At 34.2% G+C, this 13,546-nt stretch carries 8 protein-coding genes; 2 read left to right on the top strand and 6 right to left on the bottom strand.

Translation table 11 applies throughout. The features are described 5' to 3' along the window. Positions 1–662: 662 nt before the first annotated feature. The 3 genes from BMZ04_RS22415 to dcm all read right to left on the bottom strand — a co-directional run bounded on the left by BMZ04_RS22415 (position 663) and on the right by dcm (position 3,780). Entirely contained in the window at positions 663–824 is a 162-nt protein-coding gene (locus tag BMZ04_RS22415) for a hypothetical protein (protein ID WP_177184441.1), read from the bottom strand. 261 nt (positions 825–1,085) lie between these two features. Further along, on the bottom strand, positions 1,086–2,447 hold the full coding sequence (locus BMZ04_RS13350; protein ID WP_093271422.1) for a Sau3AI family type II restriction endonuclease: 1,362 nt from the start codon (positions 2,445–2,447) through the stop codon (positions 1,086–1,088). 73 nt (positions 2,448–2,520) lie between these two features. Further along, a complete protein-coding gene (gene dcm, locus BMZ04_RS13345) occupies positions 2,521–3,780 on the bottom strand; it encodes a DNA (cytosine-5-)-methyltransferase (protein WP_093271419.1) in 1,260 nt (419 codons plus the stop codon). 137 nt (positions 3,781–3,917) lie between these two features. Here dcm and BMZ04_RS23170 point away from each other — a divergent pair, with 137 nt between their 5' ends. Further along, a complete protein-coding gene (locus BMZ04_RS23170) occupies positions 3,918–4,169 on the top strand; it encodes a PDDEXK family nuclease (RefSeq protein ID WP_369802666.1) in 252 nt (83 codons plus the stop codon). Then, on the top strand, positions 4,132–4,326 hold the full coding sequence (locus BMZ04_RS23165; RefSeq protein ID WP_369802665.1) for a DUF559 domain-containing protein: 195 nt from the start codon (positions 4,132–4,134) through the stop codon (positions 4,324–4,326). The genes BMZ04_RS23170 and BMZ04_RS23165 overlap by 38 nt, the downstream gene beginning before the upstream one ends. A 50-nt stretch (positions 4,327–4,376) precedes the next feature. Here the strand turns inward: BMZ04_RS23165 and dptH are convergent, their stop codons facing one another. From dptH to dptF, 3 genes are read right to left on the bottom strand one after another with little or no spacing between them, the layout of a single operon-like run. Then, positions 4,377–9,593: a DNA phosphorothioation-dependent restriction protein DptH gene (dptH, locus tag BMZ04_RS13335; RefSeq protein ID WP_177184440.1), complete on the bottom strand. Its 5,217-nt coding sequence runs from the start codon at positions 9,591–9,593 to the stop codon at positions 4,377–4,379. Next, positions 9,574–10,953, bottom strand: coding sequence for a DNA phosphorothioation-dependent restriction protein DptG (gene dptG / locus BMZ04_RS13330; RefSeq protein WP_093271411.1), 1,380 nt, complete (start codon positions 10,951–10,953; stop codon positions 9,574–9,576). The genes dptH and dptG overlap by 20 nt, the downstream gene beginning before the upstream one ends. Before the next feature lies 1 nt (position 10,954). Further along, the gene (gene dptF / locus BMZ04_RS13325; protein ID WP_093271406.1) at positions 10,955–13,129 is read right to left on the bottom strand and encodes a DNA phosphorothioation-dependent restriction protein DptF; all 2,175 of its coding nucleotides are present in this window, start codon (positions 13,127–13,129) and stop codon (positions 10,955–10,957) included. Between the last annotated feature and the right edge of the window lie 417 nt (positions 13,130–13,546).

The following is a 13,546-nucleotide window of genomic DNA, read 5'->3' as shown; positions in this document are numbered from 1 at the left end:
GAATGGCGAAGTATAGCCTTACTCTACTTTATATTCACAAACAAATAGTACAATTTATTGTTGTTGATTCCCTGTGTTAGAAACAACTCAGAATTGTATTCAAACGTGTCCTTCCTAACTCAAGGTGGTTTATAGAAAGTACCAAATGTTTCATACTACGAAACTCTCCTTAATCCTCCACATGCAACCGACTTTTTATGTTCATCTGACACTGCCATAATGGATCAGTAATGACTAGTTCGTGCTGTTTTTCAGATAAAGTTGTGCGAATTTGATCTTCCTAATCAGATTGAACTTTTTCAATCCATTTTGACTTCACGTGGATTTTGGGGATAGTTTGTGTATAAATATATAGGATTTAAAAAAACACTTTAAAAACATCACCTTTATAACTCAGATTATGATTTTTTGAAGACCATCAAGAATAAATTCCTATCAAATTTTTAATGGAAAAAGAATTTTGGGGACAGTTTTGTGTATAAGTCTATAGAATCTTAGAAATTATTTTAAAAGCATCACCTTTATAACTGGGATTGCAATTTTATGGAGAGCATCAAGAAAAATCCTTACCAAAAATTTTTATGCCAAAAGCATTTTGGGGATAGTTTGTTTATAAGTATTAGAGTCGCCCCCCTTTCTTGGTGAATTAATTGTATCAAGACCTACAACGAGCATAAAAAAACTAACCCAGAAAGGATTAGTTCAATAATTTCTGCACCGTTCGTGCCCTCACTATCTTCTTGGTTCTCAATTTTTGTACGATACTCGATAGATTTTTCCTCTTTGAGCCTCTCTTCCCTATCTGGATCATCTATTTCTTCCAAAAGTATTTTAACGTTCCAACTACAGGGATCTTGATTATTGACACAGGGCTACTTCTCTTCATGCTTTTAAAATGAAGTAATCAGATTCCGATTCTATATTTATCATTTTTTTCAGGTATCTTTCATACTACAATTAGTTCGGATATAAAATGTACCACACAGAAATAGTTAGATCACTATTATTAAATTTATGAATAAAAGCTAATCTCAAACGGATTAGCTCAATAAGTTATGTTTCTAACATAGGGGCACTTTTCATCACTATTCCTCTATATCACTCACTATTCTTCCTATATAACTAGCATTCAGCCAATAACATTGTTTCGTAATAGATTGTCCATCAGGTAATTGCACTTTGTCATTCCCATCCGCTCCCTTAGGACGCACATGAGCAACACCATTGAAATCAGATTTTGGGAAATTGTTTTCTACACCTTTTTTAGTCTTGGTTAATATTACTCCCTCATCTAATACTTTACGAACTTCTGCCCAATACTCATACAGTTCTCTCTCAATTGTTTGCATCGGCATATGCCAAAGCTTTATATTTTTAAAACGTAATACTCCCTGTTCATCAAATTGGAAAACAACAAATAATATTTGTGTTTCTACAAAATAATTTCTGATATAGCTGTCTTCCCATTGCTCCCGAACAATTTCCTCAAAGTCTATATTTTTAAATGACATACTTTCTTTTGGTCGGCCATTTTGTTGTACCCGTACTGTTTTAAATTGAATATTTGCTTTTGCAAACTCAGCAATCTGATCCAACTTTGTTCCTTTAACTCCTAATAATGCACTTATTAGATTTGGTACAGCTGAACGATTTCTAGGATTAATTTGAATATTTAACCTTAACGCCATCTCTTCCATTGTCATACCAATAAACGGCTCGAAACGTTCATTCAACAATTGTTCTATCGATTTTTCTTGAAGCTCCTCAAGACTAGAAAAATGAACTAACTTCTCTTTTGAAATATATTGACGCACAAGTGCCGTCATATACGATTGTTTTAAAGAATAAGCACGCTGCATTGCATGTTCATCTGAGAACGGTTGCTCTCTTAAAGAGTTTTTATTAGCACCCTTTGTACATGCACCTAAATAAAGTGTATCGCCTTCCGACAATTCATGCGCCAAACCCGCTTGAATTTTAGCTTGAATCAAAGTCCAGTCGGATTTAATAACAGCTAAATCCTCTTCTGGGTACTTAAAAAGAATTGTCTCAATTATTTTATAGTCTCCTCTATCCACTTCCTTTTTCCACTCATAAAACATTAATAACAACTTTTGATTCTTCTTCCAGAAACTCGACTCGTAAAAACTTTTTTCTGCTTCTGTCATGTAATTAATAATATTCAGCACTAATCGCTCTTTTGCCGATAAACTTTTATTGTTATTTTGTTTAAAAGGCGTTACCTTTAACTCTATACCTAAATTTGAAAAGTCAGCCTCAGCATTGCTATTCACTTTATATTCAAAAAAACTTTCTTCTACAATCTGCCCAAGCGCGCCTGTAGCACGAGTATTGTTCAAACGGCTATACTGATCGATTTCACGAAATGTTTTACCGTGTGCTTCACGAGCCTTAAACAAAAGTTCGTCTTCTGTTTCATAAATCACTTAAATCCCCCTTGAACAAGTCTAATTATTAACATAATTTTACCACAAAAAGAAAAAGCCGACACTTTAGGTATCAGCTTTTTAATGACATTTCTAATTGAATGTCAGTTTGGGTATTTAATTTTTCAATTTCTTCAATTCGTTTTCCCATTCGCTTTATTAATCCAACTACTAAGGCATTACCCATACAAAAATATCGCATACGGTCTGACATAGTACTTGTCCAATTATCATCGAAACCATTAAGTCGTTCACATTCCAGAGGGGTCAAAAAACGTTTTCGACCATTCACTTCTACAATATGAGTACTCCTATTTGTTGACCCTTCACTTGTCAGCATAGTTCTTCCTGGTTTATCCAAATCATCCGTTGGAGACATACCACCTTCAGAGAATAGATAAACATGTCCATCAGCACTTTTTCTCTCTATTTTCTTCGGACCACGTAAATATGCGAACTTTTCTATTTGTGATTCTGATAAATAGAATTTTTCATCTACTTCCGATTCATCTATAAGGATATCCCGTAAAGTAGTTGGTTTTTCTTCTACAGGTATGACATGAGCAGTAAACACTTCGCCATGTTTCATAATTCCGCCAGTATGAAATCCAAAAGAAAAATCATCAGATATCGATACTATATCAGTTGGTAATGTAACAGAGGTTATTCTATCTTGATAAGGTTCAAGTTCTACAGGGAAAGGCTTAGCAAAAAAACCTTTACTGAAAATAATCTGATCTTTAGAATAATTATTTTGGGCCTGTTCAAAAGCAATACCGTTTTTATAGGCAAAGATAAATACACGTCTTCTTCTTTGAGCAAAACCGTAATCTGCTGCATTGAGTACGCGCCATTCTACGGTATAACCTAAATCTCTAAACGTCGCTAACATAACAGCAAAATCACGACCACGCTGAGAGGAAGGAGATTTTAAAAGACGATCTACATTCTCTAATAGCACATACTTAGGTTGTGTATTTTCGATTACTCTTTTAATTTCCCAAAATAAAACTCCCTTTTTCCCTTGTAGTCCTTTCTCTCCGGAAAGAGTACGTGCAACAGAGTAGTCTTGGCAGGGAAAACCACCAACAACCAAATTCGGCTCTAAATCTATAAAAGTTTCGTTTGAAACTGATGTTATATCTTCATTTGAATGTATTCCTGTTTCAAAATTGTGTACATAGCAATCAAAAGCATCTTGGGCTTTTCGAGAAGGTTCCCACTGGTTACCCCAAACCACTTCAAACAATTCAGGGTTCGCTTTTTTAAGTCCTAAGCGGAATCCACCTACACCAGCAAATAATTCAATTACATTAATTTTAGAATTTTGCATATACGAACACCCTTTCGTAGTTTCTCTTTATTATACAACATTTTGTTGAAAAGATCAAGATCTTTTACTCGATTTATTGTAAATCTTAGTTTTTATTGTCGATTAGAGGGGAATTGTAAAGAAAGGAAGGGTTTGATATGGCTAAAAACGTTCCCAAAGCATCAAGTCCTGCAGTTTTTAATACGATGAGCGGAAATCGTGGGAAAGATTCTAAACTTGAAATAGTTGTACGCAAAGCACTGTGGAAAGATGGATATCGTTATCGTAAAAATAATCGTAAACTACCGGGCACACCCGATATCTCTTTTCCAAAGTTAAAAATTGTGGTCTTTCTAGATTCTTGTTATTGGCATGGTTGTCCTATTCATTTCAAGATGCCAAAAAATTAATAGAAATATCGAGCGGGATGATGAAGTGTCCAAGCATTATTCGGAAGAGAATTGGACACTTCTCCGTTTTTGGGAACATGAGGTAAAGAACGATTTAGATATGGTGGTTAAAACAATTGAATACTTTGTAGATAAAAAAAGACGAAACACTCCCTAATATCGAATTCATTATCTGGCCGACTTTGGGAGTGTTTCACTTATCATTATTTATTTTCTAGTCTCTGCATCTAAAGCAGGTACAGTTACCACATGATATGTGGGATTACCAAGTTCTTTGTCTGCTCTCATAAATTGCCCCATAACTAAACATTGGCCTTTTTGGAGCATTCTTAGTTCATCGGTGGAAGCATTTCCTATACGCCCCGCAATAACCCGAAGTTCACTTTCTGCTGGATTAAAGTATATTTTCGTTCCTGCATTATCAAGAATGGAGAGTTCATCTTTCGAGAAGTTATTAAAGGTTTGTGTTGCGAACCAAGCTGACCAACCAAATTTCCGACCTTCTCTTAATATTTTCGCAGATGGAGAACCATCAGAAAAATCTAAATTCTGTGCTTCATCTAATATGACAGGAATCGCTTTATCTTTTGACCCATCTTGTGTGTAGTACCAAAGATCCCATAGGATAAATTCTGCCATTAACCGCTTAATCTCGTCTTGATCGTAGCCTGCAAGTTGAATGATGGTGATATTTCCACCTGGAGCAAAATATTCTTTCCACTGATTTTCGGCATCATAGTCAAATGGATCTATATCAACCAACTGTACTAGACGACTACTTATAGATGTAATTACTTGATTACCATAGCCCTCTAATTCCTCTAATACCTCTAGAAGTAAATCCATTCTCATTTTTTCGCCGTAGAGCTCAATACCCTTTTTCACCGCTGCATATAGAGCACTTTTTTGCTGAGCACCAAAAGAATTCTTGTAGACCGAAGAAAAAACATCTACAATCCTTCTAGCAGCTTCTGATGGCTTCTCTTTTCCAATGATACCTGCAACTTCTTTTTGCTTTAATAAAAATGGGTTTAATGGAAAGCCTTCATGATATACAATTCTTTCCCTTAATTTATCACCCATCTGCTGTATGAATACGTCATCCAATTGTTTTTTTGTGTAACTACTAGAGTAATCAATAACAACCGCTGATTGACCGGATTTTGCCATATCCATCAAAAGAGATTGAATAAAATACGTTTTACCTTGTCCGGAGCGTCCACCAATAACAAGATGCCTGTTTGAGAGACTTCTATGGTCAAATTCCCAATAGACTGGTCTGTTATTTTCTAAGCCCACAAGCGGTCTTACTCCTGTTAAATTTGTCTCAACAATCTCTTCGACTAGAGGTGATGGAATATTTGTTACCTCAGCAGATTTTTCATTCTTCATGTCTTTTCCGCTTAATAAATCTACCGGATTTTCACTTAAGCCGATATCAGGAATTTTCTCTTCCTTATTAGTTGCGTAAGTTATTTCTCGTTCCGCTACTTTCAAGTCTTCTTTTTTTTCAGCATTGCTAATTGTGTTTTTCTCATTAATGAGTTCATTTAATTGATTCATTGGTTTTGCTAGAGTATCGTATCCATATTGTTCAGGAAGCTGAATAACTATAACCCCTTGCTTACGTTCTCTCGATTCACCCTGTGCTCCTTTTTTAAACGAAAGCACCATACCTGCACCCAAATCGGCTCTTAAAGAATTTACAATTTCAAACTCATCATTCAATAATCGATCGATGACATTCGGATCCAGCTGATAATTCCTCTCTGGCCAAATTCTATTATTGTTCATTTTAGTTGCATTATTAATAAATAAACGAACAAAGAAGTTACGTAAAAATCTAGCATCAAAGGTTTTTTCATCAATTAATTGCTCATCTAGGCGACTTTTTAGTTCAATCACCTGTCTTATTCCTTTTTCTATTACATCATTTGCATTGTTACCGATTTTCACTTCAACTGGATACATATGGAATTTTAAGCTACCTTCTTTTTGCTCTAAGCCCATCATCAAAATATCGTCACTGCAGTTTCCACGTTTTCCAATTGTCTTACCGGAAAATATACCATCTTTTCTACTCAGTTTAACATTGCCTGTAACACGGACTATCTCTTCCATTGAAATTGGAACCCACATCACGTTAGTTCTATCAAATAGTTGTAATGATTGTTTAATAGCTGATACAACACTCATTTTTTCACGTTTGTCATGTGCACGCCCTTGAACCGCTCTCAATAGCCATTCACCGTTAAATGTATTAAAAGCACGAATGACATCTTCAATTTGTGAGTCTTCTACGTTAACTTTCTGTGATTTCAAGAAATCCTTTATTACTTTAAAATATTGATTGGATTTATCCGTAATTGTAATAGCATCATAATGGTTCGACGACGAATGCTGATCACTATAATGTACGATAACTAGGTTTTTCGAAGATTCTTGGAAATACTTTAGATCTACAGCAGGATCTATGAATGTAAGCCAATGTGAACGCGCATACAATTCAGAAAGATACACTTCGTCTTGGGTATTAATATGCATAGCAAAAGCAATATCCTTTGAATATGGGTCTTGTCCTCGATTTGTCATATTAGCAACCAATTCGTTCATTTTAACGGCAAAATGCGTTAAAGGAGAGCGTTTAATGTCACTATTTCCAACCCCAAATCCTGCTCGGTATCCACCGTCATCTGTTTTAGAAGATACAACCGTCGTGAATAAACCATTCAAATTTAAACTGTTTGGAGACTGCTTAACGAGCTGTTTAACTATTTGCTCTTCATTTTTCATTTTATAAAAAGAAATATGTGCATACTCAATTGGAGCTTCTATACTTCGTTTTGAGTAATGCAATACTTGTTGAATAGCACGTAAGACATCATCTGCCAAATAGTCTTTCATCGAAAAATCTATATTGAGACGGTTGCCTATTGTTTCTGCGTCTCCAATTCCATTTAACTCGTCAAAAGCACTTGGCCCTTGCTCATCATATTTGTATGAAATAACTTCGATATTACGCAATCCAGAAAGACTTCTATATCTCTTGATCTGTCCTTTTAACCAATCGACGATACCACGTAATACTTCGTGGTCATTCGGAATATTAATAACATTTAATAACAATGAGGTAGATGATTCCAATGCAAATAAATAATCGTAATGATCATAAAACTGTTCTAATTTTTCTTCTACAACTTTGGCCAAATAGTTATTAGTTTCTCCTACCGTTACTTCTTCACGTGGTAAATAAGCAAGCCACTCAGGTAAATTATTATCAGTAGTCGGCTTAAATATTTCTCCGATAGAATCAATGATATAAGGTAATGTATAAACCGCTTTTAGTCTTCTTAAAATATTTGAATCTATTGTGTCCCCAGTGGTTTCTTTATTTATTTGTAATTGGAAAACTACATTTAAAGGTGAGAAAGGGGTCATGTAGATTATGTTTTCATCACGTGCACACCCCAATAAATACAGCGCTCGTTCTTCGTTCGTCATAATTTGTTGTTCACGAATCGATTCTATGGCTTCCACAAAAGATTCTATATATGCTTCTGCTTTTTCTTTCACTTTACCCGAATAGTAAAGTAAAGAAGGGACTGTACCAGATTCACTCACAGCATCTAAAAATGCATTGTATGCATGGTCTACTGCAGGTGGTAAAGTACACTCCACTGGTTTTAATTCATTTAACATAATCATAGCCTGTTTAACTCTTTGCTTTAACCAAGAAGCTTCCATCAATAAAAATGGACGATCCTTTTCGAATGTAGAATAAGGCAAATGATCAATTTCAATTTTTTTTGCTTCTTTATCAATTGTGAATGAACTCTGTTTGCTTCGTTTCATTTCCCAAAGTTTTGCCCCGGAAATAGGTATACTTTTAAACATTTCGTCTTTTATAATAATAGGTAATGTAAATTTAGGTGTTTTAATCGAGAAGCGCAGACTTGTTTCACTATCATCTAATAAACCTGCTTCGAAGTGAATTGTAGCCCCTATTCCTATATCTAGAATCTGTCCATACTCGTCTAATACTTTTATTTCATTACTATTATCACCAATGGTTAACTCTTGATTATCTAAGTCCAATTGAAGGGCAAATTTACTTTTTGATGCCGCTTCCACGATAAAAGAATCACTTTGAGATTCCAAAAAGGATGGCTCACAAGCAACCACAACAATATTAAATGTGTATTTTCCACTTGTAGTATCCTCATGTTGGTAAACAACTCTTTGAAAAGTACTTCCTTCAGATTCCAGTTTAATACTCGCTACTATTGAGGACCCTTTTGTGACCGCAAACTTTTTACTAGTTGAATTTAAGAACCTAGTTTGTGTACTACGATCAAATGGAAAGGCTATTTCAATACACTCTCCCTCTTTATATTGAGGATGAAATACGATAAAACTCCAGTTTCTAAGGCCAGAAGCAGATGTTGACTTTGGTCTCTTCCAAACATCTAATGTTAGTTTCTTTTCATCATTTAAAAGTACCGCTTTTACTTTATCTGATTCAAATGAAATATCCCTTTTTAATTTCATTTGCTCTTTCCAATCAATGATTGATGTGTAATCTACTTCATACCATTCATCCTTAACTAGTTTTGCTCCACCTTTATCAAATTGTTCTTCCAACTTTTCTTTGGGATTTCCAAGTGAGCGTAAACGTTCAACTTCTTCATGTTGAAGAGTATTTTCTGTAAGTCTATTTTCTATAAGTCTTTCTAAGGAATTCCATTTTCCAGAACCGGTAGGATATTGAGTTTTTTCCTGTACCAAATTCTCCAATTCTAAGTCTGGGAAATAATGAAGTTTCAAATAATCGGAACTTGTAACTTCTCCTTTATTTACTAATGTGAGTATATCTTCAAAATCCAAAAACGATGAATTTTCAATACGATGCTCTGATTCACGTCTCTTCAGATAATGTCTGGTGACTGCTTTTTCTGTAGCTGTTAAATCGCTTTTTGACATTAAGTCTTCCAGATTACCTACAATTTCACTAACATGAAGTGGTAACCCTTCACTCGTTAAATCCCTGCTCCCACCTTTAATAGAGTCATTTAACGTATTACATAGTAAAATAATCGATGTATTCTTCCATTGACCTAATTGTCTACTCATTTCATTTCTTAAGGTTACTAAGAAATCGACAGTTGTATTTTCATTGGTAGTGGCAATAACATATTTATATTCACCATAACTTAATGCAATCGTTTCATATGATTTCAAACCTGCTTCATGCAAGTAACTGAACTGCTCACTATTCTTTTGTGCCTTTAAAACTTCATAAAGGCTTGATACTAATTCTTCTGAAGGTAAATATAAATAATACCTTTCAGTCTTTCCTTTTGTAGCTTCTTTTTGAAAAAAGGAAGCCAATTGGTTACCTATATAACTATAAAATGGATTTAACATATTGAGCATCCCCACTATCACTTTTCTTTTCCATATAATTTAGCTTGTCTAGAACTTTAACAACCTCTTCTTTAGAATGATGATCTAACCAAATACCACGATTCTCAATTTCAATCCACAGTTGCTTTAATTCAATTCGTTCATTTCCAACAGAAACTGCTACTAGGAGCAAGAGTTGTTCTTGAGTTAGCGATAATAGTGTTCCAAGTGACCCTCCGTGTTTTCTAAAAAACTTAGTAACAATTGCTTCAAAAGCTTTTTGGTAACGAGAATTGATTTCCTTTGATATACCAGGTCTTATAGCCGAAAGCAAATCTGCAAAAGCATGATCAATTGTTTTGTCTGGAGTGTAACTTTCAACTTGAATACCAGTTTTTACTGTGTAGAATTCATTCAACCAAGTATATATAGACATGACGAACTGTTTCTCCGCTTCAGAGCCTGCTTCTAATAAAATATCTTTTATGTTGTGATAAAAGATATTTCTTTCATTAGAAAAGGTGTTTAGTCCTACTATGTTTAAAGCATGTTCGTGTGCAAAAAAGCCTTCCATTTCACCAACAAGCATCTTATATCCATGCTTGTAGCAGTTTCTCCACCTCGCTGCCTTTTCCCATTGGAGAATATAATAAACTGGTGTTAACTGTTCTTCATTGAAGTTCGTTGTTTTATTGGTTTGTAAAATCATTTGTGATATTGCAACAAATGTGTAATGCACAAATAGGCCAGTAACATGCTCTAACAAAAAACTTTGATTTTGAGATAAAACCTCTAAATCTTTTAGGAATTGCGCTCTCAAACTATGAAAGAAGGTTTTGTATGATTCATTCGAATGACTTTTTTCCATTTCAGCATCTAATGATAGGTGATCTAAGATTTCAGCAATTAAATTAGGATTATCGATATTTTTTAGAATTTCCTTTACACGTTCTTTTTCACTTCCAATAAACGTATCGTAAAAAAAAGATACAAAATCTATTTCACCTTTTTGTTCAGAGGAATCCTCAGCAAATGGAACTTGTTCTAACTGTTTGAAAGAAGAAACTTTTCCATTATTTAATTCTCTCAATTGTTCCTTTAAGTAATAAGTAAAGAGTGCTGCACTCTCATCACTTTTATAGTTGCCAAGCTTAACAACTTCATCAATAGCCGTATCACTTAAATCTAATCTTAAATTCTTTCCATTAATTGTTCTAATTACTCCACCAACAACCGATATAAACCCTTTATCAAACTTCGCGCGTTCCGGTTCCCGTGTGGGTAAAGGTAAAACATTGGCAACTGAGCGTCGTCGATACGTATATTTGCCCTTTTTATCAACAAATTTATTAATTTTCTCGTAGTCTAATTTATATTCCATATCAATTTACCTTCTCCACTTCAAACTTGGCTTTTGAAAACTTAGGCTTTTTCACCTCAAGAATTGCCCCATCAGTTTTATGGACGAGTAACACATGTTTCGTTTTGTCTGCTGATTTCAATATTTTATCGTGAAACTCTGAAAACTGAAGTCCATTTTGTATATCTTGACGATTAGGTCTATAACCACCGCCTACTTTTTTTAGCAACAGATACAACTGGTAATCGAGTTCAAACAAATATTCTCCTCCATTTTGACTAAATCCAATCCGAATAATTGAAGAGAATTGGTCTATCTCATCCTTATCAGCAGCAGAACCAAATGTTTGTTCATCTACTATAGGTTCGATATCTATCTGAATAGCCATTCGAAAATCTTTATTTGGTGAATCCATAAATATGAAACCATCTTTTGGCGAACCCTTCCATGCATAAATCACTTTCTCAAGTAAGTAGAAAAGTTTTCCTATTTCTTCTTCATCTCCTTTATAGAAGGAGTACAGATAACTTATAAATTCCATATACGTTTCATCATAGCCCTTTTTATTTATCAGTTCATGATGACGAATTAATAGTCGGGAGTATTCTATTTGTTGACCTCTTTCAATAGATTTATTTACTTCTTTCCAAGCACCAAGCTGAGAATCTTCCCCTAAATTTTCTGTTACAAACAAGGCCGGGTCAGAACTAAGGATAAAATCCGTAACAAGTCTATCCGCTGCCTCCAACCTAGTTCTTAATGGATCCACTTCATTTAACGCAGCTAAAAGGGGAGATCGATCAGGATGTCCATAAATAAGATTGGGGAGCATATCTTCCACGTTAACAGTGGTCACCTCTAGATTTATTTGATTATGAACCGGTACTATTATTTCATATAGAAAGTTATAAAAAGTCCTTGTAGAAATAAATACTTTTTGTTTTATTATTGCTTCAATCAGTGACTGAATAATGGAATCTTTTATATCAGATTGCAATAGTAAGTAATAGTTCTCATGAGCTACACTGGATATGCCATTTTCTTTATCATGTCTCCACGCTTTATAGAATGGATTGTCGTTATTTTGGTTAGTTATTTTATTAATTAAATTTAAAAAGAATGGAGACTTCGTTCCAATTTTCGTTAGGGTATATGGTTGGGTTTCGGCAAAGTTTAATAACTGGAATATCCCTTCTTTGTTAACTGATTCCTGACTTTTATCAAATATCCCACATGATTCAATAAAATCACATAACGCTGTAAACTTGCACGCCTCACGTTGACGACGGTAAAAATTGTGTAATACCCCCAAATTAATTGCGATAATAGTTGATTTTTCTGCAACATTTCCATTTTCAAAAGGGGATAATACTTGTTCAAGTGTTTCCAATGAATTTTGGTCTGGATCAAATGATTCGGTGGAGTCATTGTGGACAACTACACCATCCAACAGGTCCCCAAATTTTTCTTTCATAAAAGCTAAGAGGTGACTTTTCCCATCTCCTACACTTCCACATAAAAGTATTAAACTTGGTTTTCCTGCATCCCTTATTTCAGTTAGTACTTTCACAAGTTCCAATTGTATAGATCTTTCCACATGCATATAATCACGAAGACTACCAAAAGAATCAGCACTTACTACAGATTCTTTTGAAGAAGACTGTAAAACACTCAACATGGATAAGAACTTACTCTCTTCGTTTGTTCGTATATTTTCTGGACTTTCTGCCTCTATAACCGTTACCGCAGTTTCCTTTTCCCACGTATCTGGTTTTATCGCACTCTCCAAGTCCATTTTCTGATTCAACCAGATTTCTGCGATAAAAGTAAGATTCTTAACAGCTTTTTGAGCATCACTCATGGTAAGCTCGCGTTGAAACTTCTCATCACTAATCTTACAAAAGTCCATTGCAGCATTGTATTCCATCATTGAGCAATTTAACTGTAGTTTAATTTGTATCCATACGTTCTTAAGATTTGTTGCATTCATTATAGTTGAGGATAATTCTTCTTTTCTGTAAACTTCAGCCAATTGTTTCATTCTTTGTTTGGTTAAAGAATAAAAGATGCCATCTAAATCTGAGACTAATTTTGTTGGATTTTCTAATATAAATTTATTAATATAATTATAGTCAAATTTACTCTCGTTATTTCCACCTATTTCACCTAATTTATGCCATAGTAGTTCAATATCCAAGACTACGATCTCCTTTACTTTTCAAGTCTTTCATTCTTTTATATATAATTATAACATTTTACCAATTTCCATTTCTGTTTTTTAATTTCCAGTCTATCCTTTATAAGGATTCAAATTCTACAAAACTGACTCTAATTCTATTAGAAAGATGTTAGTCCCAAAACTCACTTAATCAAATTATTTTAAGCATTCCAAAACAGTGCAAGTAACGCAAGTGTAAAAGTGAATTAAACACACAAAAAACGCTTGAATATTTCTCCAAGCATCTTTTGTGTGTTTATTGTATTCTGTTTTCCAAAAACATTCGTAGTTTATCTAGCTGTATTAACGCCTGCAATTTGTAATGTCACTCAAGGCTGAGAATTATATTTTTTAAGTAATTTAAAAGAATATAACTGCCGAATTTGTATCTTCGGA

It is taken from the genome of Psychrobacillus sp. OK032 (assembly GCF_900111345.1).
GTDB lineage: Bacteria > Bacillota > Bacilli > Bacillales_A > Planococcaceae > Psychrobacillus.
The sequence above is the reverse complement of the archived record's forward strand: the minus strand, read 5'-3'. Positions and strand labels throughout refer to the sequence as shown.

Excerpts from the sequence above, each read along its gene's own strand:
- dcm (WP_093271419.1), bottom strand. The coding sequence starts at position 3,780 with ATGCAAAATTCTAAAATTAATGTAATTGAATTATTTGCTGGTGTAGGT.
- BMZ04_RS23170 (WP_369802666.1), top strand. The coding sequence starts at position 3,918 with ATGGCTAAAAACGTTCCCAAAGCATCAAGTCCTGCAGTTTTTAATACG.
- dptH (WP_177184440.1), bottom strand. The coding sequence starts at position 9,593 with ATGTTAAATCCATTTTATAGTTATATAGGTAACCAATTGGCTTCCTTT.
- BMZ04_RS23165 (WP_369802665.1), top strand. The coding sequence starts at position 4,132 with ATGGTTGTCCTATTCATTTCAAGATGCCAAAAAATTAATAGAAATATC.
- dptG (WP_093271411.1), bottom strand. The coding sequence starts at position 10,953 with ATGGAATATAAATTAGACTACGAGAAAATTAATAAATTTGTTGATAAA.